Genomic DNA, 26,088 nt, shown 5'->3' on the forward strand with positions numbered 1-26,088 from the left:
GGCTGCACACGCTCGTCACCCGCAGGTTCCGACGGCCGCGGCGAGCCGGCGATCATCGTCGGCACGTACGGGTGGCCCGGGGTGCCACCGCCGCCGGACTGTCGACGGATTGTCGACGGACCGTGCGACCGTCGATCGGGGGGACCGGAACGTCCCCGCGATGGACGGGAGGTCCCATGCGCGTCAGACTGCTCGGCCCCGTCGACGCCGTCGTCGACGGTGTGCCGGTACCGGTGTCCGGACTGCGGCGCCGAGCGGTGCTCGCGGTCCTCGCCCTGCACGGCGAAGGAATAGCCGGCACCGACCGGCTCATCCGGGCCGTGTGGGGTGCCCGGGCGAAGGGGGTGGCGCCCAACACCCTGCAAAGCCACGTGTCCGCGCTCCGGCGCGTGCTCGGCGACCGGACCGCGATCCTCGCCCGGGATCCGGGCTACCTGCTCGACCTCGGCACCGGCGAGACCGACGTGGCCGAGGCGCGGCGCCTGGTCGAGCGGGGTACGGACGGCGACGACCCGGCGCAGAGCGCGTCGACGCTGCGTGCGGCGCTGGCCATGTGGCGGGACCGTTCGCTGATCGACGTCGGCGGCGTGGCCTGGCTGGACGAGCAGGCCGCCGGTCTGGAACGGTTGCGCACGCGGGCCCAGCTGGCGCTGATCCGGGCGAGGCTGGCCCTCGGCGAGCACGCCCGGCTCGAGCCGGACCTGCAGCGGCTGGCCTCGGCGCGCCCGTTCGACGAGCAGGTGCACGCGCAGCTGATGTTCGCGCTGTACCGCGCCGGACGCCAGGCCGACGCGCTCGGGGTGTACCGCCGGCTGCGCGCGGCGTTGGCGGACAACCTGGGCATCGATCCCCACCAGCGGCTGCGTGCCCTGGAGACGGCGATCCTGCGGCAGGACCCGGTGCTGGAGGAGTCCGCGCTCGCCCTCCGGCTGCTGGCGGTCTGACCTGGCGTTTTCAGCGCGGCATCAGCGCGGTCGCAGCGGCCGGTGCCAGAGTCGGCCGCGGACACCGATCCTCGCAGGGGGGAATTCCCATGAGACTTCGACGGCTTTTGCCGCTCACCGCCCTCGCGGCGGTGGCGGTCGTGGTCGGCGCGGGCGCGGCGGCGCCCGCGAGCGCACTCACCGGCTACGCCGGCAGCCCGGCCGCCACCGCGGCCCGGCACACCGGGCACGCTCCCTCGGTCGCCGGTCCACTGGTCAACGCGACCTCGCGGAACTGGGCCGGCTACGCCATCACCTCGTTGTCCGCGCCCGCGGCCACGTTCACCCATGTGCACGCGTCGTGGACGCAGCAGCCGGTGACGTGCCCGGCCGCGGACGCCTGGGCGGTGTTCTGGGCCGGCTTCGACGGGTGGACCAACGGCACGGTCGAGCAGGGCGGCAGTTCGGCCCGGTGCGTGGACGGCACGCCGGTCTACCAGCTCTGGTGGGAGATGTTCCCGACCAACGCGATCCAGCCGGTCCTGACGATCAACCCGGGCGACTCCGTGAGCGCCGACGTCGGCTACAGCGCGGCGACCGGGCAGTTCACGATCACGGTCGCCGACGCCACCCAGCACACCAGCTTCACCACGACCCAGACGTGCGCCGCCGGTCTGGTCTGCTCCCGCACCAGCGCCGAGTGGATCGTCGAGGTACCGAGCCGGTTCGGGACCAGCGACTTCTTCCCGCTGGCGAACTACGGCCGGGCTTTGATGGGCAACACGGTCGCCACCGACGACGCGGGCCACAGCGGCTCGATGACGGCGAGTTCGACCTGGCAGCGCACCAAGATCCAGGAGCAGGACGCGACGACGACGTACGCGACAACCGGCGACGCGAGCCGCAACGGCCAGAACTTCGCGGTCACCTGGGCGCACCAGTGAGCCTGCTCGTGGCAGGCGCCTGAACACCCGGCGCGCGGGGGTCGTGGGTAGAACTGCGGACCCGCGATCCCCGCTCCCGTGGCCAGAATGGCGGCCGGAGACGGGAGCGGCCACGTGCGCGTGTTGTTGTCGACCTACGGGTCGCGCGGGGATGTCGAGCCTCTGGTCGGGTTGGCCGTGCGGGCGCGGGAACGGGGCGCGCAGGTGCGGGTGTGCGCGCCGCCCGATTTCGCGGAGCGCCTGGCCGGCGTCGGCGTGGAGCTGGTCCCGGTCGGCTGGCCGGTGCGACCGGTGCTGCACGGGGCGGTGCCACCGCCGGCCGGCGACCGGGCCCAGCGCGTCGCGGAGCTGATCGCCGCGCAGTTCGACGCGCTGGCCGCGGCGGCGCACGGGTGTGACGCGCTGGTGGCGGCCGGGCTGATGCCGGTCGCGGCCCGATCGGTGGCCGAGAAGCTGGGTCTGCGGTACCGGTACGCGAGCTACTGCCCGATCATCCTGCCCTCGCCGCACCATTCGCCGGTGCCGTTCGCGGACCGGCCGTTCCCGCCCGAGGCGACCGGCCACGAGGCGCGGTGGGAGCTGGACGCCCGCAACTACAACGCGGTGTTCGGCGCCGCGCTCAACGCCCACCGGGCGGCGCTGGGCCTGCCCGCCGTCGACGACGTCCGCCGCCACGTGCTGACCGACCGGCCCTGGCTGGCCGCGGATCCGGTGCTGGCGCCGTGGCCCGGCTCGTCGGACCTCGACGTCGGGCAGTCCGGTTCGTGGATCCTGCCGGACGACCGCCCGCTGCCCGAGGAGGTCACGGCGTTCCTCGACGCCGGTGACCCGCCGGTGTACGTGGGGTTCGGCAGCATGCGTGCCCCGGCCGACGTCGCCAAGGTGGCCATCGAGGCGATCCGGGCCCAGGGGCGCCGGGTGGTCGTCGGGCGCGGCTGGGCCGATCTGTCGCTGACCGACGACGGGCCGGACTGCTGCGCGGTCGGCGAGGTCAACCTGCACGCCCTGTTCGCGCGGTCGGCCGCGGTGGTGCACCACGGCGGCGCCGGCACGACGACGGTGGCCGCGCGGGCCGGGGCGCCGCAGGTGGTGGTCGCCCAGATGGTGGACCAGCCGTACTGGGCCGGGCGGGTGGCGGAGCTGGGCATCGGGGTGGCCCACGACGGTCCGACGCCGACGGCGGAGTCGCTTTCGAGCGCGCTCGCTCGGGCGCTGACGCCGGAAACCGCGGCCCGGGCTCGGGCGGTCGCGGCCGCGATGCGGACCGATGGCGCCGCCGTGGCCGCGTCGTGGCTGCTCGATCCGCCCGACGGCCCTCAGGTTGAAGCCCGCTTCCTGGGCACTCTTGCGTGAACATGTACGCAAATTTCAGAAATCTGTCTGTCTATTGCCAGCCATGGTCCGGCGCCCTACATTTCTCGCCACGTGCTCAGCCACCGGGCGAGAGGAACGGTCATGGAAATCTCCCGTAGGACCTTCATCGGCTCGGCGGCCGCGGCGTCGGCCTGGGGAGCGCTTTCTCTCGCCGGTGCGCCCGGAGCTGCGGCGGCGAGCTCGCCGGGGGACGTCGTCGGCAAGATCACCGTCGGCTACCAGGGCTGGTTCGCCTGCCCCGGTGACGGTGCCCCCATCAACGCCTGGTGGCACTGGGGCCAGGACTGGAGCCGGACGCCGTCGCCCGGCAACAACGTGATCAGGGCCTGGCCCGACATGCGCGAATACGCGCGCAAGTACCCAACGTCGTACGCCAACCTGGGCAACGGCGAACCGGCGACGCTCTTCTCCTCGTACGACCAGCAGACCGTCGACACGCACTTCCGGTGGATGCAGCAGAACGGCTGCGACACCGCCGCGCTGCAGCGCTTCAACCCCAACAGCAGCGAGGGGCCGACGCGGGACGCGATGGCCGCGAAGGTGCGCAGTGCCGCCGAGGCGTACGGGCGCAAGTTCTACATCATGTACGACGTCACCGGCTGGACGGCCATGCAGCCCGAGATCAAGACCGACTGGACGGCGAAGATGTCCGCCCACGTCGCGTCACCGGCCTACGCCCGCCAGAACGGCAAACCCGTCGTCTGCATCTGGGGTTTCGGCTACAACGACGGCAACCACCCGTGGGACGCGAACACCTGCCTCGACGTCGTCGACTGGTTCAAGGCGCAGGGCTGCTACCTCATCGGCGGTGTGCCGCGGGAGTGGCGGACGAGCGACGGTGGGTCGCGGCCGGGGTTCGGCGGCGTCTACCACGCCTTCGACATGCTTTCGCCGTGGATGGTCGGCGCGATCGGCACCGCGGCGGACTCGGACTGGATGTACGCGAACATGAACGTGCCCGACGCCGCCGACTGCGCGGCCCACGGCATCGACTACCAGCCGTGCGTGCTGCCCGGCGACGTCTCCGGGCGCCAGCGGGCCCACGGCGACTTCATGTGGCGCCAGTTCTACAACATGGTTCGCGCCGGCGCCCAGGGCATCTACATCTCGATGTTCGACGAGTACGGCGAAGGCAACCAGATCGCGAAGACCGCGGAGAACGCCGCGATGACCCCGGTCGGCTCGGGCTTGCTCGCCCTCGACGAAGACGGGACGGCGTGCTCGTCGGACTACTACCTCCGCCTGACGGCCGACGGCGGCCGCATGCTCAAGGGCCAGCTGCCCCTGACGGCGACCCGTCCGACCCCGCCGGTGCTCCCCGGCGGCGGCTCGACCGACCTGGCCCGGGGCAGGGCCACCGCCGACAGCAGCCACACGCAGGCCTACGTCGGCGGCAATGCCGTCGACGGAAACCCGGGCACCTACTGGGAAAGCGCCAACAACGCGTTCCCGCAGTGGATCCAGGTCGACCTGGGCGCGGCGGTGACGGTGAGCAGGCTGGTGCTCGGCCTCCCGCCGGCGGCCGCCTGGAGCACCCGGACCCAGACGATCGCGGTCGCCGGATCGGTCGACGGGACGACGTTCCGCACTTTGGCGGGCCCGGCGGGGTACGTGTTCGACCCGGCCCACGACAACAGCGTGACGGTGAGCGTGCCCGCCACCGGCACGCGTTACGTCCGGCTCACGTTCACCGGGAACACCGGCTGGCCGGCGGGACAGCTCGCCCGCCTGGAGGTCTACGCCTGACCGGCGCGGTTCCCGCGGAGCACGACGTCGTCCGCCGGGGACGTCGTCTGCCGGAGCAGGGCGAGAGCTTCCTCGGACGGGGACGCGCCGCGGGTCGTGCAGACGATCAGCACCTGCTCCGGTGACCGGGCGATCGACAGCGTCTGCTGCGTCACGGTCACCGCGCCGACGACGGGGTGGTGCAGTTCGTAGGACGCGGCGTCGCACGGTGCCACGCGGTGATCGCCCCAGAGCGCGACGAACTCCGGGCTCTTCATCGTCAGTTCGCCGATCAGCTCCGCGAGCAGGGGGTCCTCCGGGTGCCGGCCGACGGTGACCCGCAGGTTGCCGACGACCGCGCGGGCCTTGCGCTTCCAGTCGGTGTACAGCTCCCGGCAGTGCGGGTCCAGGAACAGCAGGCGGGTCATGTTCGGCCGCCGCGCCGGGTCGGCGGGGTCGTCGAAGCCGAGGTGGCCGGCCAGCAGGGCGTGCCCGAGGGTGTTCCACGCCAGCACGTCCGTGCGGCGGCCGAGCACCAGCGCCGGGACGCCGTCCACGGCGCGTAGGAGGTCTCGCGTTTCGTCGGCGAGCTTTTCGGGCCGGGGGCGGCGGGGCCGGGGGGTGTGGCGGGCGGCGCCGGCGAGCCGGTCGAGGTGCTCGCGCTCGTGGTCGTCGAGCCGCAGCGCGCGGGCGATCGCGTCGAGCACCTCGGCCGAGGCGCCGCGGGACAGCCCCTGTTCCAGCCTCGTGTAGTAGGAAACGCTGACGCCCGCCAGCTGCGCCAGTTCCTCGCGGCGGAGCCCCGTGACGCGCCGGCGGGGCCCGAGGTGGCGCAGGCCGGCGTCTTCCGGGCGCAGGAGCGCCCGTCTGGCCTGCAGGAAGTCGCCGAGCGGCCCAGGTCCGTCCATCTTCCCAGTATCGGCGGGACGCCCGGAGCCGAGCCACCCCCTGTGAGGGGTAGGACCAGGCGGGAGTGGTTCGTGCCCGTCCGCGTGGCCAGGCTCGGTGTCGATCGGCCACCTGCCCCGAACCGAGGACGGACCACATGGATCGGCACCCCGAGCAGATCACCCTGGGCGACGTCACCGTTACCCGCGTCAAGGAGTACTACGGTTCGGTCGAACTGACCCCGAGCCGGTTCTTCCCGGACAGTCCCGCCGGCTCGTGGGACGAGCACCGCGGCTGGCTGGCGCCCGATTTCTGGGACCCGGAGACCGACGAGTGCCGTTCGGCGATCCAGTCGTGGCTGCTGCGCAGCGACGGACGCACGATCCTCGTCGACACCGGCGTCGGCAACCACAAGGACCGGCCGTACGCGCCGGTGTGGAGCCGCCGGGACACCGGCTACCTCGACAACCTCGCGGCCGCCGGGGTGCGGCCCGAGGACGTCGACGTCGTGGTCAACACGCACCTGCACGTCGACCACGTCGGCTGGAACACCCGGCTGGCGGGCCGCGACTGGGTGCCGACCTTCCCGAACGCCACGTACCTGATGACGCGGCGGGACTTCGAGTTCTGGGACCCGGCCAACGAGCACGAACCCGTGCTGGGCCGCGGCAACCAGAACGTGTTCGAAGACAGCGTCACCCCGGTCCACCGGGCGGGCCTGACCCACCTGTGGGAGGGCTCCTACCGGATCGACCGCAACCTGCGGCTCGACCTCGCGCCCGGGCACACCCCCGGCTCGTCCGTGCTGCGCCTGGACTCCGGCGGCGACCGGGCCCTGTTCGTCGGGGACCTGGTGCACGCCCCGCTGCAGATCGCAGAGCCGGAGACCAATTCCTGCTTCTGCGAGGACCCGGCCGAGGCCCGGGCCACCCGCCACCGGCTGCTCGGCGAGGCCGCCGAGAGCAACGCGCTCGTCTTCCCCGCGCACTTCGGCGGCCACGGCGCCGCCGAAGTCGAACGTCAGGGGACGAAGTTCGCGATCAAGGCGTGGGCGCCCTTCTCGCGCATTTCCTGAGACCCGGAAAGGACGTTCTCCCGTGACCCACCACGCAGACCCGGTCGTCGAAACCCCGGCGGGCGCCATACGCGGTGTCCGCGACGGCGCCGGGGAGTTCTACCGCGCCATCCCCTACGCGGCGGCACCGCTCGGCGCGGACCGGTTCACCGCGCCCGCACCGCACCCGGGGTGGTCCGGTGTCCGCGACGGCACGCAACCCCCGCCCACCGCGCCCCAGCCGGCCCGTGACTTCGGCCGGCTGGACCTGGCTCCCTACTTCGGACCGGGGTGGGTCCGGGGTGCGGAGTACCTGACCGTCGACGTCCGGACGCCGGCCGCCGACGACGGCAGGCGGCCCGTCATGGTCTTCGTGCACGGCGGCGGGTTCGTCACCGGCTCGGCCCGTGCCGCGCTCTACGACGGCAGCGCGTTCGCCCGCGACGGGATCGTCCTGGTGACGGTGAACTACCGCCTCGGCGTTCCCGGTTTCCTCGACCTCGCGGGCGCGCCGCCGAACCGCGGGCTGCTCGACGTGCTCGCCGCGCTGCGCTGGGTGCGCGCCACCATCGCGGCGTTCGGCGGCGACCCGGGCAACGTCACGGTCTTCGGCCAGTCGGCGGGCGCCACCCTGGTCGGAGCGCTGCTCGCCCGGCCGGAGGCCGACGGCCTGTTCCGGCGGGCGATCATGCAGAGCGGCAGCGGCACCGGCGCGTTCACCCCGGAACAGGCCCACCGGGTCACGATCGCGGCGGCCGCCGCCCTCGGCGTCGAACCGACCGCCGCGGCCTTCGCGGCGATCCCGGACGAGCGCTTCCTGGAGGTCCTGCCCGCGTTGGCGGGACTCGACCTGCGTACCGGCACCGCCACGGATCCGCTGGCCGGCCTCAGCCCGTTCAGCCTGGTCCTGCCGGTCCAGCCCGCCGACGACCTGGCCGACGGCCCGGCCGGCGACGTCGACCTGCTCATCGGCACCAACACCGAAGAAGGGCACCTCTACGTCGTACCGCAGGGGAACCTGGAGGCCACGACGGAGGCCGACGTGCGCGCGCTCGCCGCCCGGGTGCACCCCGACCCGGAGACGGCGATCGCCACCCACCGCGCGGCCCGGCCGAAGGCGACACCGGGCGAGCTGCGCTCGGCGATCCTCGGAGAGGTCCTGTTCGGAGCGGGTACGGCCCGCATGGCCCGCGCCCACGCGCGGATCTCGGGCGGCCGCACCCACGTCTACTCGTTCGGACACCGCTCGACGGCCCTGGGCGGACGCCTCGGCGCCGCCCACACCGTCGAGCTGCCCTTCGTCTTCGATGTCGCCGGCGAGCCGTGGCTGCACGGGGACAACGGCCTGCTCGGCCCCGGCCCCGTCCCGGAGGGGCTCGCGGCCCGGGTGCACACCGCCTGGGTCGCGTTCGCCCGCACCGGTAATCCGGGCTGGGCCGTGTACGACCCGGGGCAACCGGTGGCGGAAATCCTCGGGAGCTGAGGGTCGGGGCGATCGCGACCGTCGCCGGGTTTTGCCGTGCGCAGTCCGGCCGGACCTGCCACGCTGGGGCCATGGTGCACCACTTGCTCGTCCACGCCGTGGTGACGGCGCAGGAGCTCGAAGCCAAGGGCTTCCTCGGCACGGTCGGCAAGATCGCCGCGGCCACGGTCGTCTTCTTCATCGCGATCGGGTTGGTCGTCGGTCTGCTGCTCGGCTACTTCATCGGCCGCTCGGTCGGCCGGAGGCAGGGTCCGCGCGCCTGAGGAGCGCCCGCCGCCGCAGCGACCGCGCGTCTACTCGGTCGCTGCGGCGTCGGCGGGTTCGAGGACGACCACCGGAATCTCCCGCGTGGTGTAGCTCGCGTAGGCCGCGTACGGCCGGTAGATCGCCACTGCTCGCTCCCACAAGCGCGCCCGTTCCGCGCCGTCGGCGACGCGCGGGCGGACCCGTCGGCGTTCGCCACCCGGCAGCTCGACCTCGGTGGCCGTCATGGCCGTCAGGTTGTGGAACCACGCCGGATGGGCGTCCATGCCGCCTTTCGAGGCGATGACGACCAGGCGCGGCGAGTCGTCGAGGTAGATCAGGGGGCTGATCCGGGCCTCGCCGGACTTGCGGCCGACGTGGTGGAGCAGGAGCACGGGCGCGCCGCCGAAGAACGACCCGCCCACCTTGCCGCCGGTTTTGCGGAACAGGAACGTGTTCAGCCGCGTCAGCTGTCGCTGGAACTTCCAGTAACGGGACGTCGGCGGGGGAGGCTTGGGCATGAGCCCAATAGTGTCACTTGGTGACAAGTGTCGTCAACTGACAAGAGTCCGAGGGTGACGCGAAGGTCGTATGCTGGCCGGCATGGAGAAGCTCGGCCTGCGGGAACGCAAGAAACAGCGCACGCGAGAGGCCCTGATCGACGCGGCTCGGGCCTTGTTCTGCACCCACGGCTTCGAGGCCACCACGATCGAGCAGATCGCCGAAGCGGTCGAAGTCTCCACACGGACGTTCTTCCGGTACTTCGCCTCCAAAGAGGACGTCGCGCTGGCCCTCGCGGACGAACAGATCACGGCGGTGCTCGAGGCGTTCGCCGCACAACCGGCCGGCTTGCCCGTGCTGACCGCGCTGCAGGCGGCGGCCACCGAAGTGATGCGGACGTACGAGAGCGACCCGCGCTTCCTCGACCTGCAGAACCTGATCTCGGTCAGCCCGGCGCTGACGGCGGCCCGGATCGAGCGCGCCACCGCCCGGTTCGACGAGGTGGCGAGCCTGATCGGCGCCCGGATGGGCGTCGACCCCACCGTGGACCCGCGGCCGCACCTGGTGGCCTCGGTGGCGCTCTGCGCGGTCCAGCCGGCCGTCGCCGCCTGGCGCGCAGCCGGCCGGCAGGAGTCGGAGTCCGAGCTGGTCGGGCAGGCGTTCGACCTGCTGTCCGCCGGTCTCGACTACCCCGCGGGGCCGTCGTCGACCGGCGGGCCCGACGTCGTGCTGTAGCGAGGAGCGGACCCTGAAAGCCAACGGCGCACTGGGCACGCGTAGGTGAACCGCACGGCTGCTTGCGCTTCGCGAGATTGAAGCGGCCCCGGGACGGCGCCGCCGAGTCCGGCCAGGCGTGCACCCAGCCGCGCCGGCCACCATCGCCGTGGCACCCATGGCCCCGTCGCCACCACCGTCGTTGCTCCTTGTCTGCGTCTGCCGTGGCGGACCGATGTCCCTCAACCCGAGCGGCCACAGCGCACCGAGCGAGAACGACAGCGGTCGTCAACGCCGTCGGCGCCTTCGCACCTTGAAGGCCATCACGCCCACCACGGCGAGGACGGCCACGGTCAGCCACACCGCGGTCGGCAGACCGGACAACAGGCCGGCGGCGGTCAGCAGGGATCCGATCAACATGGGTGATGCTCCTTCGATGGTCACTGTCGGGACGGCACAACCGTTTCTGACGACGCTACGAACACCGACCGGGTGTGTCGTCGGTTCGCGGTGGGAACCGCGGTGGAGATTTCCCGGGCAGGTATCCACCCCGATCTCCACCTCCAGCACGAGGACACCCCGCCCGGAAGCCGGCCGGCGTCACCGCCGATCGCCTCAGTGACCGCACGGGATCAGGGGGTGTGATGGCGAGCAGGCACGCCGCACCGGCACCTGGCCGGACGAGGCGTGCTCACGGACCAGGTCGAGGCCGCCGACGCGCAGGGCCGTGATCGCCAGCGGCTGGTTGTCCGGTTGGCCGCCGGGTTGGTGCCGAGCGCGATGGCTGATTCGTGGGTGGCTGGGCCGACCGTTGGGTAGTTAGGCCTCGACAACAGCTCGGAGGCGGGAGTGGGCCGGTGCGGGGGCTTGTGCGATGACCGAAGACGACGACACGGCGGCGCTGGCCGATCCGGGCCGGCTGGCGGCACTGGCCGAGACCGGGCTGGGCGGCGCGCCCGATGTGGCGCTCGACGCGCTGGCCGCCCGCGCAAGCCGGCGCCTCGGTACGCCGATCGCGCTGGTTTCGCTGGTCACCGAGCGAGAGCAGGTCTTCCCCGGCCTGGTGGGTCTCGGTGAGCCGTGGGCGCGTACCCGTCGTGCGTCCTTCTCGTCGCCGTGGGGTCGTCGCGAGGTGGTGACGGGCGCGCCGCTGATCGTCGAGGACGTGGCGGCTGATGCCCGGCCGCGGGAGAACGCGCTCGTCGCCTACGCCGGCTTCCCGCTGACCGACGCATCGGAACGCGTCCTCGGCAGCCTGTGCGTGATCGATCACCGCCCCCGCCGGTGGCGCGCGGAGGAGCTGACGGCGCTCGCCGACCTCGCGCACGCGTGCTCGCTGGACCTGCGCCTGCGCATCGCCACGCGCGACGCTCAGCGGGAACGCGCCCGCACCGGCTCGGCCGAGGCGATGCTGCGCGAAGCGTTCGCCCGCTCCCAGCTGCTGCTGACCGCGTCGCAGGCCCTCGCCCACGCCGACGACATCTCCCAGCTGCGGGAGATCGTCACCGACCTGGTCTCCGGTGACCTGAAACCCGGCTACATCGGTCTCACGCTCGCCGAGGGGGCCGGCAACCTGCGCCGCATCGACGACCCCCTGCAGGCGCTCGGGCCCGAATCCGGTGACGCGCACTCCCACGTCGAAGATGACACGCCGATCGCGCTCGCTGCGCGCGAGGGGAGCCTACAGGTCTTCACCGAGCCCGAAGCGATCGCCGCGGCGTTTCCCGAGTCCGCACAACGCCGCTACGCCGAGCTGGGCCTGCATTCGATCGCCTGCGTCCCCCTGCCCGGGCCCGACGGGGTCGCCGGGGTGCTGCTGTTCGGGTGGGACACCCCGCACGAGGTCGACGTCCACGAGCAAGCCGTGATCACCACGCTGGCCGGCTACGTGGGACACGCACTGGAACGGGCCCGTTTCCTGGAAGGTCGCGTGGCGGTCGCCCGGAAGCTGCAGGAAGCGATGCTGACCCGGCTGCCGGAGTTCCCCGGGGTGCGCCTGGCTGCGCGGTACCTGCCCGTCGGCCGCCTGGAGCGGGTCGGTGGCGACTGGTACGACGCGATCGATCTCAGTGCGGCCGGCGGGGCCGGCCACGACGCTCTTGCCCTGGTCGTCGGCGACATCACCGGGCACGACATCCACGCCACCACGCTGATGGGCCAGGTGCGCAACATGGGCAGGCAGGCGACCTGGGAGCGGCCCGACGGGCCGCCCTCGGCGGTGCTCGCCGCGGTCGAGCGAGCCTGCGTCGCCACGGGGGTCGGAGCGACCGGAAGCGTCTTGCAGGCCCACCTGCGCCCCGAGGCGGAGGGGTGCTGGCTGATGCGGTGGGCCTGCGCCGGGCACCTCCCGCCGGTCGTGCGGCACCAGGGCGGCACCACGACGGTCCTGGAGGGCGGGGACCTGATGTTCGGCTATCCCGAGCTGCGGAAGGCCCCGATCACCGACCACCGGTTCCGGCTGCGGCCGGGGGACACCGTGCTGCTCTACACCGACGGGCTGGTCGAGCGCCGCCGCAGCAACCTGGATGTCGGCATCCGCCGCCTGCGGGACACCGTCGCGGCCGCGGACCCGGCCGACCTCCCCCGGTTCGTCGACAACACGATCCGCAGCATGCTGGGGCAGGGTACGCCGCACGACGACGACGACGTCGTCGTGCTCGCCGCCCACATCCCCGCCGCCGATCGGCGGTGATGGTGCGCCGCCTTCGTCGCCGCTGACCGCGCCGGACAGACGCTGCGAAAGGCGCGGGTCCAGCCGCCGGGATGACGGTTCGGCGCGCGGCGATTTCACCGGTGCGGACGGCGTCGACGCGGTGTGGGATCCTGTTCGAACTGCGGAGGGAGGACCACGGTGACGGGTATCGACGAAGCGGGCTGGCTGCCGCCGGATGTCGACCGGGCCATCCCCTCAGTCGCGCGAATCTACGACTACCTGCTCGGCGGTGCGCACAACCTGGCTGCCGATCGCGCGGTGGCCGACCGGCTGAGTGCCATCCAGCCGCAGGTAGCGCAGGTCGCTCGACGCAACCGCGCGTTCCTGCGCCGAGCTGTGCGGTTCATGCTCGACGCCGGGGTCCGTCAGTTCCTCGACCTCGGCTCCGGCATTCCGACCGTCGGCAACGTCCACGAAGTGGCCCAAGACGTCGACGAGAGTGCCAGGGTCGTCTACGTCGACTACGAACCGGTCGCGGTCACCCACAGCAGGCTCCTGCTGGCCGGCAATCCGCACGCCGACGTGGTGCAAGCCGACGTCACCCTCCCCGGCGTCGTACTGGGCTCCGAGCCAGTCCGCGCACTGCTGGACCTGACCCAGCCGGTCGGGTTGCTCGCGGTGGCGGTCGGGCACTACCTGTCGCCGGATGCGGACGTCCCGGCCGTGTTCGCCACCTACCGGGACTCGCTCGCTCCGGGCAGCCACTTGGCGTTGACCCACCTGACCAACGACTTCGCCGTGCTTTCCGACCCGCGGGTCGCCGAAACCATGCGCTCCACCCAGGACCACATCTACCCACGCACCCGCGACGAGGTTCTGGCCCTGTTCGACGGGTTCACGTTGGTCGAGCCCGGGCTCACGACGAGCGCCAACTGGCGGCCGGACCGGTTGAGCCCGGTGGTCGATCCGCACGACGACGGCCTGTATGCCGGCGTCGGCGTACGCTCCTGACTCGCAGCTCCGCTCGGGCCCGCGTGGGGGACCGGTCCGATCGCCGCCGGTGCGGTCAGGACGAATCCGGCATCGAACTCCCGAGATCGTGCGGCAATGCCACGCCGTTCGGAAAAGGACCACGGCGATTGCTCGGAGACATCCCCCGTGCTTTCCGTTTCGGACGGGTCGAAAGGACTGACCCACGATCACGGCCGGCGGTAATCTCACGCGGGCGGCCGCTGGAAGCGCCGGCCGTGGTCACGGACGACGGAGGAATAGCCGATCACCGGGTGCGCCCTGGTGCACTCACGTTCCGATCGGCAGCGGATTACCCGCGCCCGAACGCTTTGCGGAAGTGGTCCGTCCGGCGGTAGCGCTTGTGTTAAGCCGGAAACTAACCTCATCAGCAGGCTGTCAGCTTTTCTTCGACCATTGCCGCATCCGGTGTCTCGACATCATGTCGGCGCGCCTTCTTCGAGCAACGGGATCTCGATCGACGGAATCAACCAAGGAAAGGAATCGACCGATGAGCAAGAGAATCTCCAGCGCCCTCACCGGCGTGCTTGCCGTCGCGGCCGCGCTCGCCATCCCGGCGACGGCGAGCGCTTCCTCCCCGATGCCGGACGTGGTGGCCGCGCCCAAAGTAAGCGCTTCGGAGATGGCGGCCATGCAACGCGACCTGCACCTGACCGCCGCTCAGGTGAACAAGCGGCTGGCGCAGGAAGCGGACGCGAGCAAGGTGGAGCGCACCGCGCGCAAGACCCTCGGCGCGGCCTACGCCGGTTCGTGGTTCGACGCCGCGAGCGGCACCTTGGTGGTCGCCGGCACCGACGCCGCGAAGACCTCCTCGCTGGACGGCGTCAAGACGATCACCGTGGCTCACAGCGGTGCCGAACTCGACGGCGTCAAGACGAAGATCGACGCGCTGGCCGGCAAAGCCGCGCCGGCGGGCGTCACCGGCTGGTACGTCGACAGCCGCAGCAACAGTGTCGTCGTCACGGTCAACCGCAACGCCGAAACCGCAGCGGTGCAATCATTCGTGGCCAAGGCTTCCGCGCTGGCCCCCGGCGTCGTGCGCACCGAGCTCGTCAGCGAATCGCCGCGCACCAAGGCCGACATCGTCGGCGCGTATCCGTACTACATCAACAACGCCGCCCGCTGCTCGATCGGGTTCACCGTCTACAGTGGATTTATCTCGGCCGGGCACTGCGGCACCCCCGGCTCGGTCGCGACCGACTCCTCGGGCGCGCTGCTCGGCACGTTCCAGGCATCGACCTTCCCCGGCAACGACTATTCCTACGTCGCGGCCGCGAGCGGCGTGAACCTGTACGGCTACATGTACGGCTACGACGGCTACTACTATTACGTCTCCGGCTCGACCGAGATGCCCGAAGGCTCGTCGATCTGCCGTTCCGGCTCCACCAGCGGCATGCACTGCGGCACGCTGCAGGTCAAGAACCAGACCGTGAACTACCCGCAGGGCACCGTGTACGGCCTCACCCAGACCAACGTGTGCGCCGAGCCGGGCGACTCCGGTGGCTCGTGGCTGTCCGCCAACCAGGCGCAGGGCGTCACCTCCGGTGGCTCCGGCAACTGCACTTCGGGCGGCACGACCTTCTTCCAGCCGGTCAACCCGATCCTGGCGGCGTACGGCCTCACCCTGGTCACCACCGCTCCCTGAGCACTCGTGCCGTCCTCCTCCGGAAAGGACGAAGCACGGACCCGAAGACAGGTCCAACGCGGCGCCGGCACACCCTCTCGGTGTGCCGGCGCCGCGTCCGTCGTCGGGTTCACCCGGCCGTGTCCGGAACACGACAGGATCAGCACGGACCGTTGACAACGGTGTCAGCGCGCGAGGACCGTTCCGGAACGCAGCCTGAACTGCTTGTGCTCAACGGCGAAGGACAAGTGACATGGTCTTGCGTACCCTCGTGCGGCTTTCGGCCGCCACCGTCCTGGCTTCGGCCGGGCTGATCCCCGGTTCCGCGTCCGCGGCGCAGCTGGTCACCGATCCGGCGTCGCTGGTCAACCCCTTCATCGGCACTTCCAACGCCGCCGACGACTTCCCCGGCGCGGACGTCCCGTTCGGGATGGTCCAGTGGAGTCCCGACACGCCCAGCCGCCCCGACGGCGGCGGCTACGAGTACAACGACTCGTCCACCACCGGGTTCAGCCTGACGCACCTGTCCGGCCCGGGCTGCGGCGCCGACGGCGACGTCCCGATCCTGCCCACGGTCGGCGCGGTGAACACCGGCGCGACCGTGCCCTTCAGCCACAGCAACGAATCCGCGAACCCCGGGTACTACTCCGTCGGCCTCGGCAACGGCGTGAAAACCGAGCTGACCACGGCACTGCGGTCCGGGATCGGCCGGTTCACGTTCCCGGCGACGTCCCAGGCGAACTTGCAGTTCAAGCTCAACGGCAGCCAGAACGGCACGTCGAACCAGACGTGGACGGTGGTCAGCCCGACCGAGGTGTCCGGTTCGATCACCTCCGGGCACTTCTGCGGCGCCGGGTTCACCTACACGCTCTACTTCGACGTCGTCTTCGACCGGCCGTTCAGCACCAGCGGCACCGCCGCCGCGACCGCGGTCACCCCGGAGGCGGTGCCCGGCAAGCTGCACGGCAGCACGGCTTCGGCGGCCCCCGCGGCTCCCGCGGCCGGACCGGGCAGCGCGTACGTCCGGTTCGACGCGACCGCCAACCCCACGGTGCAGGCCAAGGTCGGCATCTCCTACGTTTCGGTCGCCAACGCGATCGACAACCGCGCGGCCGACATCCCCGCGTTCGACTTCGCCGCTACCAAGCAGGCCGCGCACGACAGCTGGAACTCCCTGCTCGGCCGGATCCAGGTCGCCGGCGGCACCGCGTCGCAGCAGCGCGTCTTCTACACCGCGCTGTACCACTCGCTGTTGCACCCCAACGTCTTCTCCGACCGCAACGGCCAGTACATCGGGTTCGACAACCAGGTCCACACCGTCGCGAGCGGACACTCGGCGCACTACGCCAACTTCTCCGGCTGGGACATCTACCGCACGCAGGCGCAGCTGTCCGCGCTGCTCGCTCCGGCGCAGACGAGCGACATCGCGCAGTCGATGCTCGCCGACTACACCCAGGGCGGCAGGCTGCCCAAGTGGTCGCACAACAACGGCGAAACCTACGTCATGGTCGGTGATCCGGGCACCGCGATCCTGGCGGGCTACTACGCCTTCGGCGCCCGGAACTTCGACACCTCGGCGGCGCTGCAGGCGATGCTGCACGAGGCGAACGTGCCGAACAACGTCCGGCCGGGCCTGAACGCGACGAACGCACCGGGGTACCTCCCGGCGAACGGTACCTACCAGTGCTGCAACTTCTACGGCCCGGTCTCGACGCAGCTGGAGTACGACACGGCGGACTTCGCGCTCTCGGCGTTCGCCGGTGCGCTGGGGGACAGTGCGGACCAGGCGTTCTACGCCGGCCGCGCGCAGAACTGGAAGAACACCTTCAACGCCTCGAGTGGCTTCATGCAGCCCAAGGACGCCAACGGGTCCTGGACCGGCGGCTTCAACCCGGCGAGCGGGTCGAACTTCGTCGAGGGCACGTCATGGCAGTACACGGGCATGGTGCCGTTCAACGTCGCGGGCCTCGCCGCGGCGCGCGGCGGCAACGCGTCGCTGATCAGCTACCTCGACAGCGTCCTGGCCGGGTTCCACGGCAGCGGCGGCACGCAGGCCGACCTCGGCAACGAGCCGAGCCTGGAGCTGCCGTGGGAGTACGACTACGTCGGGCAGCCGTACAAAACGCAGAAGGTCGTGCGCCAGGTGCAGGACCAGATCTGGACCGACGCACCCGGTGGGCTGGCCGGCAACGACGACCTCGGCGCGATGAGCGCGTGGTACGTGTTCTCCGCGCTCGGCTTCTACCCGATGACACCGGGCACCGCGGACCTCGCGCTGGGCAGCCCGCTGTTCACGCAGGCGCTGGTGACGCTGCCGAGCGGGAACACCCTGACCGTGAACGCTCCCGCGGCCGCGGACAACGCGCCGTACGTCCAGAGCGCGTCGTGGAACGGCACGGCGTGGAACAACGCGTACGCGCCGACGTCGGCTCTCACCTCAGGCGGAACTCTCGCCTTCGCTCTGGGGACGTCGGCGAACACCTCCTGGGCGGCGTCGAACCCGCCGCCGTCCTACGACGGGACGCTGCCGCACCTGGGCCCGCTGACCTCGGGCATCGCGGGCAAGTGCGCGGACGTCGCCACCAGCGGCACGGCCGACGGGACGCACGTGCAGCTGTACACGTGCAACTCGAGCGGCGCCCAGAAGTGGTTCGCCGGTCCCGGCGGAACGTTCCAGGCCCAAGGCGGCTGTCTGGACGTGAGCAACAGCGGCACGGCGAACGGCACGAAGGTCCAGCTGTGGCAGTGCAACTCCTCCGGTGCGCAGACGTGGCAGGCGGGCCCGGGCGGGGCGCTGGTGAACCCGCAGTCGGGCCGGTGCCTGGACGACCCGGGCAGCACGACGACGGACGGGACCCAGCTGCAGATCTACGACTGCAACCAGAGCGCGGCCCAGCGCTGGACCCACGGCTGAGCGGGGCGGGTCAGGAGCCGATGGCCGGGAGGAAGGCCGGGGCCCGGCGGGCCGGAGCCGCGCGTTCGAACGCCGCCGCCAGGGCGAGGACGCGGGCGTCGGCCCAGCGTCCGGCGAAGAACGAGACGCCGATGGGCAGCGGGCCGGCGAACCCGGCGGGGACCGACACGTTGGGGTAGCCCGCGACGGCCGCCGGGGTCGACGAGCCGAGGACGTAGGCGTCGCCGGTCGTGTAGTCGGTCTTCCACGCGGGGCTGTTGGTCGGCGCGACGATCGCGTCCAGGTGGTCCCGGGCGAGGGTCTCGTCGATCGACCGGCGCGCCAGCGTGGTGGCCGTCTCGCGCTGCGCGCGGTAGCCCGGGTCGTCCGGGCCCGGCGCGGCGGCGGCCTGTTCGAACAGCTCCTGGCCGAACTTCGACAGCTCGACCGGGTCCTTCCGGTTGAAGGCGATGAGCTCGTCGAGCGTGGCGGGGTGGCCCGGCCGGTGCTTCAGGTACGCGTTCAGGTCGCGCTTGAACTCGGTGAGCAGCGCCGGGGTTTCGGCGGCGCCGATCCGGTCCTGGTACGGCAGGTCGACGTCGACGACCGTGGCTCCGCGGGCGGTCAGCGTGCGCACCGCGTCCTGGACGACCCGGTCGACGTCGGCGTCGGAGCCCGCCAGGCGCCAGACGCCGATCCGGGCCCCGCGCAGGGCACCCGGGTGCAGCAGCGTCGCGTAGTCCCGGGGCTGACCGGCGGGGATCGCCGCCGTCGCGGGATCGGCCGGGTCACCGCCCTGCAGCACGGACAGCGCGACGGCCGCGTCGACGACGTGGCGCGCCATCGGCCCGGCGGTGTCCTGCTCCGCGGAGATCGGCACGACGCCGGTCCGGCTGACGAGCCCGAGCGTCGGCTTTTCGCCGACGACGTCGTTGGCGCCGGCCGGGCACACGATCGAGCCGTCGGTCTCCGTGCCGATCGCGATCTGGGCCAGCGTGGCGGCCACGGCGGCGCCGGAGCCGGAGGACGAGCCGCACGGGTTGCGGTCGAGGACGTAGGGGTTGTTCGTCTGGCCGCCGACCGCGGACCAGCCCGACGTCGAGTGGGTGGAGCGGAAGTTGGCCCATTCGCTGAGGTTGGTCTTGCCGAGGATCACCGCACCGCCGCGCCGGAGCCGGTTCACCAGGGCCGCGTCGGCGGCCGGGCGGCTGCGCGGCAGGGCCCGCGAACCCGCGGTCGCCGGCTGCGCGCGGGTGTCGATGTTGTCCTTGAGCAGCACGGGAATGCCGTCCAGCGGCCCGAGCGTCCGGCCCGCGCGGCGGCGGGCATCGCTGGCGGCGGCCGCCCGGAGCGCGCCCGGGTCGACGGCGACCACCGAGTGGACCTTGCCGTCGAGGACGTCGATGCGGTGCAGGTAGGCCGCGGTGAGCCGGATGGCGGTCAGGCCGCCGTGGTCCATGCGGTGCTGCAGTTCGGGGATGGTGGCGGCGTCGAGGTCGAAGCCCAGGCCGGTGTCGGCGGCGGCGGGGACCGGCGCCAGGAGGGAACCGGCGAGGACGACGAGCACGGCGGCCGAGCGCAGACGATTCACGGCGTCCATGGCACTCCTGAACGCGGCGCCGGTCAACCCGTCATTGGTTTGGCGCGCCTCCGCCGCGCCCAGGGGGCTGAACCGCAGGAGACGGTCAGCCGGCCGGGGGCGATCATCGAGTGAGCTGTCGACGTCGGTCAGCTGACGCGCCGGAGCAGGTAGAAAGCGGGGCCGTCGCGCGCAGCGGTTTGGGCATGCCGTCCGTCGGCGCGGGTTCCACGTCGATGACGGCCCAGCCGCGGAAGGCCGCCTCGATGGTCGGCTGGTCCGCGCCTCGTGGCAAGGGCCGGCGTGCGGCGCCGGGCCGGAAAGCCAGCATGATCATGGCCGCGTCCGGCGCCGCGACAGCGTTCATCGAGTGACTCATGCGGACGCGCTGGTCGTCGCCCAGGCCGTGGAAGCAGCCGACGTCCAGCAGCAGCCGGTGCCCGGTGCCGACCCGGCCGGGGTCCAGCTCGGTCACGTCGCCCTGGACGACGGTCGCGGTGACACCCGCCTCCTGCGCACGGGCTCGAGCGCGGCGAACCGCCCGGCCGACGGCGTCCACACCGGTGGCCTGCCAGCCGCGACGGGCGAGCCGCACCAGGTGCAGGCCGCTTCCGCAGCCGAGGTCCAGCGCCCGGCCGGCCCCGCCGAACTCGGCCTCCACGCTGGCCACCCGCTTGTCCAGCGCGTCTTGGCCGGCCTCGCCGGCGCGCTCCCACGGGGTCAGGCCCAATGCGTAGGCGAGGGCGTATCCGGTGCTCATGGCGGCTCCTGTTCCGATGCTCGGGTTGTGCGAGCGACCGTAGGAGCCTGGGGCGCGGGTCCGCGTCGGCAGAACTATGCAGATCTCAGATCAGGTGGTGCCGGTAGGCGAAGGCGGTGGCGGCCGAGCGCGACGTGACGCCGAGCTTGGTGAAGATGTTGGCGACGTGGCGGGCCACGGTCTTCTCGGAGAGGAACAGGGTCGCGGCGATCGAGCGGTTGGTGGCTCCGGTGGCGACCGCGCGCAGCACCTCCACTTCGCGGAGGGTGAGGCCGCCGGGGCGCGAACCCTTCGCCGACCGGCGGACCAGCTGGTCGACGGTGGCGACGTCCGGAGCCGCGCCGAGCTCGTCGAACGCCCAGCGGGCGGCGTGCAGTTCCAGCTCGGCGGTGTCCGTATCGCCGAGTGCGCGGCAGGCGAGCGCGATCAGCACGCGGCAGCGGGCGGCGTGGTAGGGCGCGGGAATGTCCTGCCAAGCCGACCGTGCGGCGCGCAGGGCGCCGAGGGCGCCCGCCGCGTCACGGCTGATGTCGACCGCCCCGCGGGCCTGCAAGGCCGCGGCGCGCAGCAGCGGCGCCGGCCGCCGGCCGGCTTCCGCGCCGAGTTCGTCTGCGGCTGTGCGTGCTCCGGCGACATCGCCGGCGGCGAGCGCGATCTCGACGTAACCGGGCAGCAACCGCAGGCGGAGAGCCGGGCGGGAGACCTCGTCGAGCGCGCGGCGCACCGCGGCCAGCGCCACGTCGGTACGGTGCTGCGCGAGGCGAAGCAGCGCCAGCCCCGGCTGTGGATCGTGGCCGACGAGCAGCGCATCCCGGTAGGCGGCCTCCGAGGCCGCGTAGTCGCCCCGCAGCCGGTGCAGCTCGCCGCGCTGGTAGCACGCCATGCCGATCGCCGGATCACGAGCGCCGGCCCGTTCACTCGCGCGGTCGATCTCCCTGGCCGCCTCGGCCCAGGAACCGGTCAGCTGGAGGATCTCCGCGCGGTGCACCGTGCACTGCCCCCGATACGGCACCAGATCGGGCTGCGCCGCGCACCACCGGCTCAGCGCCGCCGTCCATTCACGACCACGGCGCACGTCGAACACGTCGCGGCAGGTGTCGATGACGGCGCAGTAGACCAGGCCGGCCAATTGCGGTGAGACGTCCTGGGCTGTCGTGACGAGGACCATCATCTCGTCGAGCTCCGCCAGGCCCGCTTCCACCTCTCCGCTGCCGATGAGCACCTGTCCGTGCGCGTTGTGGGCGAGCACCGCGAGATCCTGATCGCCGTAGCGACCGCTGAGGGCCTTGACCCGCTCCGCGATGGCCAGCGCCGAGGTGAGGTCACCGCCGAAGAACGCGGCCATGCCCTGCGGTACCAGCAGGAAGCCACGCCAGACCGAGTCCGTGACGCGATGCTCGTCGAGCACGGTTCGCGCCCGCGCGAACCAGCCCGCGCCGCGCGCCGGCTCGCCGCGGAGGGTGACCGCCAGGCCGAGCCAGAACGCGGCCCGACACGCGTCCTCGACGCGGCCGGCACGCAGATGAGCGTGGTGTGCCCGCTCCCGGGCGGCGTCGGACTCGTCGTCACGTCCGGTCAGCAATGCGGCGAGACCCCAGCTTTCGAGATCCTCGGCCGGGACGTCGCCGCTCCCGTCGGCCTGGTCGAACAGGTCGCAGGCGACGCGCCAGCGGCGTCCGGCGTATGCCGAACGCGCCATCAGCAGCACGTCTTCGACCATCACGACACCATCGCAGCTCGTGACCCCGACAGCCAGCAACCAGCCCCGGTCGTGTCCTGCGGTGTCCGAGCAGGGGCGCGGTGGAGCGCGAGGTGGTCCCGGGCGTGCGAGCACTGCAGGCCGGCGCGCTTCGGGCAACTCCAGGTTGAAGTCCGGTGCGCGGGCCGCCCCGCGCCCTCACCGCCGGGCTGCGCCCAGGGAGCGTTCGGCGGTGAGAACGTGCGCGATCGGCTGATCGAAGAACGGCCGCCGGGCGGACCCGGCCGGGTGCCGCGGCGACAAACCGGTGCCCGAGCCTTACGTCCAGGCCGATCCCACGGTCCCCGACCACCCGTACCCGTTCCGGGCCCTGGTGCCCACCGGCACGGTCTTGGTCGCCGGAGACCTGCGCAACAACTCGAACGATTCGCGTGTCCACAGCGACAACGGGCACCTGGGGGCCATCCCGCGGTCCCGGGTGGACGGTGTCGTGGCCGGTACGGCACCCTGTTCTCGTTCCGGCCGCTCGCACCGGCCACCGCGTTCACCGACTCCGGCTTTCCCGGCACCGCGCCGGAAGACGACGAAAACAGCCGCAGCAACACCAGCGCGCTGACCACCCCGTGCGCCGCGACGCCGTTCGCGGGGACGGCGGGGACCAGTCAGTTCCTCGGGTGGTGTCTCCGGCTGGGCAACGGGAAAAAGCGCCTTCTGGCCGTGAACGTCCGATGAGGGAGAAGCGGTGACGGGGGAGTTCCGAATGGCCTCTCCCGGCCCGAGGACGATTTCCGGGCGGTTCAGTATTCGCCGTACGCGGCGGCCGGCGATCCCATCTATGGCTATGGACAGGTCAGCTGCGGATCTTGCCGAACAGGTGCGCCGCAGGGGCGTTCGGGTCTTCGCCGTAGAAGAACTCGGCCTGGTCGACCCGGTCGTCGCCGTCGAGGTCGCAAGGTCCGCCGGCGGGGGCGGAAGAGGAGCCCGGCGGCGTAGACGAGGGTGAGGAGCATGGCCAGGGCGGTGAGGTAGATGTCGGTGTTCTGGGCCTGGGCGAGGACGGCTTTGCCGGAGAGCAGGGTGGCGGCCAGGAACAGCACGGGCAGGAAGGCGTTGCCGCCGAAGATGTCGCTGACCGCGAGCTGGTAGTCGCCGTTGCGGACGGACGTGATGCCCGTGGACACCTCGGGCAGGGAGGTCGCGGCGGCCAGGACGGTGGATCCGAACAGGACACCCGACAGTCCGATGTGGTCGGCGATGGCGTCACCGCTGCGCTCCAGGACGACCCCGGCGATCAGCGTCACCACCGCGGCGCCGGCGAAGACGAGTGCCGCCTTGGTGGTGCTCGTGCCCTTGGTGGTGGCGACGTGTTCGGTGTGGCGGGTTTTGTGGCCGCGGGGCCGGTCCTGGCCGTCGGGTGCCTGCCCGGATTCGTGCCAGGGGAGTGATCGGCCGGCGCGGCGCAGCAGGAACAGCCCGGCCACCCAGAGGATCGTGATCAGGACGGGGCCGGGCGTCAGGCGGAGGAAGATGAGGTTCGCCGGCAGCTGGCTGCCGGCGACGACGACGGCGAGCACGGCGACGACGAGGGCGGCCTCCAGAACCAGGACCAGCGACGCCGCCTGGTAGGTCAGCGGACGTTTCCCCCGGACGCCGGCGGCGTCGAGGACGACGAGGACGACCGTCTGGATGGCGATACCACCGAGGATGTTGCCGACGGCGACCCCCACGTTGCCGGACAGGGAGGCCGTGACGACGATGGCGATCTCCGGCAGGTTGGTGGCGACCGCCAGCAGGATCAGGCCGCCGAGTGCGGAGCCCAGGTGCAGGCGGACCGACAACACGTCGGTCTGGTTCGACAGCTGGATGCCCGCGACCCAGATCGCGGCGGCCGCTGCGGCGAAGATGAGCAACAGCAACGGAAGAGACAATCCGGACACTGGACCTCCATGATGGGCACCGTTGTCCGGTGCATACCCGGATGGCGTGAGAGCGAACGCAGAAGTTCCCGCCGAACCGGGTGGCCGGGGGAAAGCCGAACAGCGGGACGGTCCTCCCGCGGTTGATCCGCAACGCCCGGACAGCCGGCACGTGCTATCCGGATATGCGGACACCGACCAAGCGGGCCGGCACGCCATTCCCGACGGCACACGACCACGTGTGCCGGGGCTACCGGCGGCCGGCGAAGTTCGCGGCCCGGACGCTGGAGTTCCTCGCCGAGGGGCCGGCCGCGGCGAGCAGGTGCTCCACGTCGCCCCCGGCAACCGGAGCTTCCTCGAAGGGCAGTTGCGGACGGCCTGGCGGTTCGACGCGGGCCTGCGCTGCGGTGCGGTCCAGGTCATGTCGGTGGACGCGATCCACACCACCGGCACGGTCGCCCGTTCGAGCACGTGATCGGCTACTCGGCCGAGGAGTGCACACGCGCGAAGCGGGACCTGGTCTACGCCACCGACACCCGCACGCCGGTGCACCCGCTGATCGAGTGGGGCTGGACCCGTGCCGCGTGCTCCGCCCGGCTGCTGGCTGAATTCGGGATCACCTGGCAGAAGCCGGCCTGCACCTTCTGCTGTTACTCCGGCGGCCGGTCGCTGACCTCGACGTTGAAGCGAATGCGGGACCACCCCGAGGAAGCCGCGCTCGCCCTGCTGATCGAGGACGGCAACACACGCTCCGTCGAACTGTTCCGCCACCGGCTGAAAAACCGGGCCCTGGGCCGTCTACGACGTCCGCCGCATGCACTTCGCGGCCAAACAGGACCCCGCCCGCAAGGGCACGGCGTGGCGGTGGGTGAAACCGCTGTTCACCTGCACCGCGACGCCGCCCGCGCCCGGCTGGCCGCCGTAGGCGGCGACCACCCGATCGACGAGGACGGACGGGTGTGGCTGCGGCCTCATCACGACACAGCGCCCTACCCGAAGGCCGAGCAGTTCCTCGTCGCGACCGCCGCAGGAGCGGCCGAGCTCGGACGGTTGCACAATCTATCAGGCGCCCAGTTGGCAAGATGGACGGTTCTCTCCTTCTGCGCTGGTCGGCATCCGCATACTGCCGGAGATTCACTGTGCGCTAATCGATGGATCCGCTCTTGAAAACGCACTCAAGGCCTTCGGGGTCGTGCCCGATCCTCGCCGGTCGGCGGGCGAGCCGTCGAGCAGTCCAGCGCACTTCATTTGGTTGACCGGCATCGTTCAAGCGCTCTTGCTTCGTGTCTGGTCAAGTCGTTTAGCGTGGCCGAGGTTGTCGTCTACCGGTGCTGTCGGGAGCACCAGACAGCATTTCCCTCGCTGTAGGCGTGTCCCACATTGCCGTATCGTCCGTCCTTCTCTACGACTAGGTAGATGGACGACCGTGGCAGCCTCACGCGTGAGGTGGACGGTCAGTGCCGGGTACGAGGGTTGACGGGACGTCGTGGCTCGCAAGATCCCTTCATTGACACCGTCTTGGGTACCCGCGCGCTCCGCCGTCGTGAGTGTTCAGCCTACGGCGGTCGAGTCGACGATAGTTTCACCCTGGACGACGTGGGGCTCGCGTGCAAAGTACGGTCCGACGTTGTCGGGAACCCATGTGACCGTACCAACCGCGTCGTTGATGGCGTCCACCACCGTGAGATCCTCGACGACCAGCGTTGCGATCGCCTCGGTCTCCGAAGCGTCGAACGCGAACCGGATGAATCCCGGCACAGTCCTCGCAACCTCAAGCCACCGTTCCAACGCGGCCCTGAGCTTCCCGTCGACCGGACGCTTCAACTGAAAGCACATCACGAGCGCCGTCACGTTAGCGACACTACAGCGACTCGAAGGCGGGACGCGCTGCGATACGCAAAGTGACCGAACCGCTGTGTAGGGTCTCGTCGCCGATGACAGGTCGATCTTCGCCCACCTGGGCGTTCTTGACCGTCTCACGGTCGGGTCATTCATGATCAGTCTTTGGTTCGTGGCATGCCTTCGCTCGACACCGGCGGGGTCACCGGTCGTTCAGCTCATCGTCCCCCCGGACGGCGGCGACGCG

The 26,088-nt window shown here is 71.6% G+C and carries 23 protein-coding genes; 15 read left to right on the forward strand and 8 right to left on the reverse strand.

Features of this window, described 5'->3' with window-relative positions:
• Window positions 1–176: 176 nt before the first annotated feature.
• From ACLJPY_RS04165 to ACLJPY_RS04180, 4 genes are all read left to right on the forward strand, one after another.
• Window positions 177–944 carry an AfsR/SARP family transcriptional regulator gene (locus ACLJPY_RS04165; protein WP_410586661.1) on the forward strand — a complete coding sequence of 256 codons (768 nt, stop codon included), beginning with the start codon at window positions 177–179 and terminating at the stop codon, window positions 942–944.
• An 89-nt stretch (window positions 945–1,033) separates the two neighbouring features.
• Entirely contained in the window at window positions 1,034–1,867 is an 834-nt protein-coding gene (locus tag ACLJPY_RS04170) for a G1 family glutamic endopeptidase (protein ID WP_410586662.1), read from the forward strand.
• A 114-nt stretch (window positions 1,868–1,981) separates the two neighbouring features.
• A complete protein-coding gene (locus tag ACLJPY_RS04175) occupies window positions 1,982–3,220 on the forward strand; it encodes a glycosyltransferase (RefSeq protein WP_410586663.1) in 1,239 nt (412 codons plus the stop codon).
• A gap of 102 nt (window positions 3,221–3,322) precedes the next feature.
• Complete coding sequence (locus ACLJPY_RS04180; RefSeq protein WP_410586664.1) at window positions 3,323–4,987, forward strand: discoidin domain-containing protein; 1,665 nt, start codon at window positions 3,323–3,325, stop codon at window positions 4,985–4,987.
• On the opposite strand, the gene ACLJPY_RS04185 is transcribed toward ACLJPY_RS04180, so the two are convergent.
• Entirely contained in the window at window positions 4,978–5,874 is an 897-nt protein-coding gene (locus ACLJPY_RS04185; protein WP_410586665.1) for a helix-turn-helix transcriptional regulator, read from the reverse strand. The genes ACLJPY_RS04180 and ACLJPY_RS04185 overlap by 10 nt on opposite strands.
• Window positions 5,875–6,011: 137 nt before the next feature.
• Here ACLJPY_RS04185 and ACLJPY_RS04190 point away from each other — a divergent pair, with 137 nt between their 5' ends.
• From ACLJPY_RS04190 to ACLJPY_RS04200, 3 genes are all read left to right on the forward strand, one after another.
• Entirely contained in the window at window positions 6,012–6,929 is a 918-nt protein-coding gene (locus tag ACLJPY_RS04190; protein ID WP_410586666.1) for an MBL fold metallo-hydrolase, read from the forward strand.
• Between the two features lie 22 nt (window positions 6,930–6,951).
• Window positions 6,952–8,391, forward strand: coding sequence for a carboxylesterase/lipase family protein (locus ACLJPY_RS04195; protein WP_410586667.1), 1,440 nt, complete (start codon window positions 6,952–6,954; stop codon window positions 8,389–8,391).
• Window positions 8,392–8,462: 71 nt separating this feature from the next.
• Window positions 8,463–8,654, forward strand: coding sequence for a hypothetical protein (locus ACLJPY_RS04200; RefSeq protein WP_410586668.1), 192 nt, complete (start codon window positions 8,463–8,465; stop codon window positions 8,652–8,654).
• 30 nt (window positions 8,655–8,684) lie between these two features.
• Here ACLJPY_RS04200 and ACLJPY_RS04205 read toward each other — a convergent pair whose 3' ends face one another.
• A complete protein-coding gene (locus tag ACLJPY_RS04205; protein ID WP_410586669.1) occupies window positions 8,685–9,155 on the reverse strand; it encodes a nitroreductase/quinone reductase family protein in 471 nt (156 codons plus the stop codon).
• Between the two features lie 82 nt (window positions 9,156–9,237).
• On the opposite strand from ACLJPY_RS04205, the gene ACLJPY_RS04210 reads away from it, so the two are divergent.
• Window positions 9,238–9,870, forward strand: coding sequence for a TetR family transcriptional regulator (locus ACLJPY_RS04210; RefSeq protein WP_410586670.1), 633 nt, complete (start codon window positions 9,238–9,240; stop codon window positions 9,868–9,870).
• 267 nt (window positions 9,871–10,137) lie between these two features.
• Here ACLJPY_RS04210 and ACLJPY_RS04215 read toward each other — a convergent pair whose 3' ends face one another.
• A complete protein-coding gene (locus ACLJPY_RS04215) occupies window positions 10,138–10,269 on the reverse strand; it encodes a hypothetical protein (protein WP_410586671.1) in 132 nt (43 codons plus the stop codon).
• A gap of 454 nt (window positions 10,270–10,723) precedes the next feature.
• On the opposite strand from ACLJPY_RS04215, the gene ACLJPY_RS04220 reads away from it, so the two are divergent.
• From ACLJPY_RS04220 to ACLJPY_RS04235, 4 genes are all read left to right on the forward strand, one after another.
• Window positions 10,724–12,541 carry a GAF domain-containing SpoIIE family protein phosphatase gene (locus ACLJPY_RS04220; RefSeq protein ID WP_410586672.1) on the forward strand — a complete coding sequence of 606 codons (1,818 nt, stop codon included), beginning with the start codon at window positions 10,724–10,726 and terminating at the stop codon, window positions 12,539–12,541.
• Window positions 12,542–12,700: 159 nt separating this feature from the next.
• On the forward strand, window positions 12,701–13,513 hold the full coding sequence (locus ACLJPY_RS04225) for an SAM-dependent methyltransferase (protein ID WP_410586673.1): 813 nt from the start codon (window positions 12,701–12,703) through the stop codon (window positions 13,511–13,513).
• Window positions 13,514–14,021: 508 nt separating this feature from the next.
• Complete coding sequence (locus ACLJPY_RS04230; RefSeq protein ID WP_410586674.1) at window positions 14,022–15,176, forward strand: S1 family peptidase; 1,155 nt, start codon at window positions 14,022–14,024, stop codon at window positions 15,174–15,176.
• A gap of 232 nt (window positions 15,177–15,408) precedes the next feature.
• The gene (locus ACLJPY_RS04235; protein WP_410586675.1) at window positions 15,409–18,069 is read left to right on the forward strand and encodes a lectin; all 2,661 of its coding nucleotides are present in this window, start codon (window positions 15,409–15,411) and stop codon (window positions 18,067–18,069) included.
• Window positions 18,070–18,079: 10 nt separating this feature from the next.
• On the opposite strand, the gene ACLJPY_RS04240 is transcribed toward ACLJPY_RS04235, so the two are convergent.
• The 3 genes from ACLJPY_RS04240 to ACLJPY_RS04250 form a co-directional block, all read right to left on the reverse strand.
• Window positions 18,080–19,648, reverse strand: a complete 1,569-nt coding sequence (locus ACLJPY_RS04240; RefSeq protein WP_410586676.1) for an amidase — start codon at window positions 19,646–19,648, stop codon at window positions 18,080–18,082.
• A 103-nt stretch (window positions 19,649–19,751) separates the two neighbouring features.
• Entirely contained in the window at window positions 19,752–20,387 is a 636-nt protein-coding gene (locus ACLJPY_RS04245) for a class I SAM-dependent methyltransferase (protein WP_410586677.1), read from the reverse strand.
• A gap of 85 nt (window positions 20,388–20,472) precedes the next feature.
• On the reverse strand, window positions 20,473–22,107 hold the full coding sequence (locus tag ACLJPY_RS04250; RefSeq protein ID WP_410586678.1) for a LuxR C-terminal-related transcriptional regulator: 1,635 nt from the start codon (window positions 22,105–22,107) through the stop codon (window positions 20,473–20,475).
• Between the two features lie 286 nt (window positions 22,108–22,393).
• Here ACLJPY_RS04250 and ACLJPY_RS04255 point away from each other — a divergent pair, with 286 nt between their 5' ends.
• The gene (locus ACLJPY_RS04255) at window positions 22,394–22,702 is read left to right on the forward strand and encodes a S26 family signal peptidase (protein ID WP_410586679.1); all 309 of its coding nucleotides are present in this window, start codon (window positions 22,394–22,396) and stop codon (window positions 22,700–22,702) included.
• Window positions 22,703–22,925: 223 nt separating this feature from the next.
• Here the strand turns inward: ACLJPY_RS04255 and ACLJPY_RS04260 are convergent, their stop codons facing one another.
• Window positions 22,926–24,023 carry a sodium:calcium antiporter gene (locus tag ACLJPY_RS04260; RefSeq protein ID WP_410586680.1) on the reverse strand — a complete coding sequence of 366 codons (1,098 nt, stop codon included), beginning with the start codon at window positions 24,021–24,023 and terminating at the stop codon, window positions 22,926–22,928.
• Between the two features lie 301 nt (window positions 24,024–24,324).
• Between ACLJPY_RS04260 and ACLJPY_RS04265 the strand changes: the two genes are divergently transcribed.
• A complete protein-coding gene (locus ACLJPY_RS04265; RefSeq protein WP_410586681.1) occupies window positions 24,325–24,477 on the forward strand; it encodes a hypothetical protein in 153 nt (50 codons plus the stop codon).
• Window positions 24,474–25,169: a hypothetical protein gene (locus ACLJPY_RS04270; protein WP_410586682.1), complete on the forward strand. Its 696-nt coding sequence runs from the start codon at window positions 24,474–24,476 to the stop codon at window positions 25,167–25,169. The genes ACLJPY_RS04265 and ACLJPY_RS04270 overlap by 4 nt, the downstream gene beginning before the upstream one ends.
• A 384-nt stretch (window positions 25,170–25,553) precedes the next feature.
• Here ACLJPY_RS04270 and ACLJPY_RS04275 read toward each other — a convergent pair whose 3' ends face one another.
• Window positions 25,554–25,853 carry a hypothetical protein gene (locus tag ACLJPY_RS04275; RefSeq protein ID WP_410586683.1) on the reverse strand — a complete coding sequence of 100 codons (300 nt, stop codon included), beginning with the start codon at window positions 25,851–25,853 and terminating at the stop codon, window positions 25,554–25,556.
• Window positions 25,854–26,088: the final 235 nt, after the last annotated feature.

The organism is Amycolatopsis sp. lyj-23, from assembly GCF_046549135.1.
GTDB lineage: Bacteria > Actinomycetota > Actinomycetes > Mycobacteriales > Pseudonocardiaceae > Amycolatopsis.

Excerpts from the sequence above, each read along its gene's own strand:
- ACLJPY_RS04165 (WP_410586661.1), top strand. The coding sequence starts at position 177 with ATGCGCGTCAGACTGCTCGGCCCCGTCGACGCCGTCGTCGACGGTGTG.
- ACLJPY_RS04170 (WP_410586662.1), top strand. The coding sequence starts at position 1,034 with ATGAGACTTCGACGGCTTTTGCCGCTCACCGCCCTCGCGGCGGTGGCG.
- ACLJPY_RS04180 (WP_410586664.1), top strand. The coding sequence starts at position 3,323 with ATGGAAATCTCCCGTAGGACCTTCATCGGCTCGGCGGCCGCGGCGTCG.
- ACLJPY_RS04185 (WP_410586665.1), bottom strand. The coding sequence starts at position 5,874 with ATGGACGGACCTGGGCCGCTCGGCGACTTCCTGCAGGCCAGACGGGCG.
- ACLJPY_RS04190 (WP_410586666.1), top strand. The coding sequence starts at position 6,012 with ATGGATCGGCACCCCGAGCAGATCACCCTGGGCGACGTCACCGTTACC.
- ACLJPY_RS04200 (WP_410586668.1), top strand. The coding sequence starts at position 8,463 with ATGGTGCACCACTTGCTCGTCCACGCCGTGGTGACGGCGCAGGAGCTC.
- ACLJPY_RS04205 (WP_410586669.1), bottom strand. The coding sequence starts at position 9,155 with ATGCCCAAGCCTCCCCCGCCGACGTCCCGTTACTGGAAGTTCCAGCGA.
- ACLJPY_RS04210 (WP_410586670.1), top strand. The coding sequence starts at position 9,238 with ATGGAGAAGCTCGGCCTGCGGGAACGCAAGAAACAGCGCACGCGAGAG.
- ACLJPY_RS04215 (WP_410586671.1), bottom strand. The coding sequence starts at position 10,269 with ATGTTGATCGGATCCCTGCTGACCGCCGCCGGCCTGTTGTCCGGTCTG.
- ACLJPY_RS04220 (WP_410586672.1), top strand. The coding sequence starts at position 10,724 with ATGACCGAAGACGACGACACGGCGGCGCTGGCCGATCCGGGCCGGCTG.
- ACLJPY_RS04230 (WP_410586674.1), top strand. The coding sequence starts at position 14,022 with ATGAGCAAGAGAATCTCCAGCGCCCTCACCGGCGTGCTTGCCGTCGCG.
- ACLJPY_RS04235 (WP_410586675.1), top strand. The coding sequence starts at position 15,409 with ATGGTCTTGCGTACCCTCGTGCGGCTTTCGGCCGCCACCGTCCTGGCT.
- ACLJPY_RS04240 (WP_410586676.1), bottom strand. The coding sequence starts at position 19,648 with ATGGACGCCGTGAATCGTCTGCGCTCGGCCGCCGTGCTCGTCGTCCTC.
- ACLJPY_RS04245 (WP_410586677.1), bottom strand. The coding sequence starts at position 20,387 with ATGAGCACCGGATACGCCCTCGCCTACGCATTGGGCCTGACCCCGTGG.
- ACLJPY_RS04250 (WP_410586678.1), bottom strand. The coding sequence starts at position 22,107 with ATGGTCGAAGACGTGCTGCTGATGGCGCGTTCGGCATACGCCGGACGC.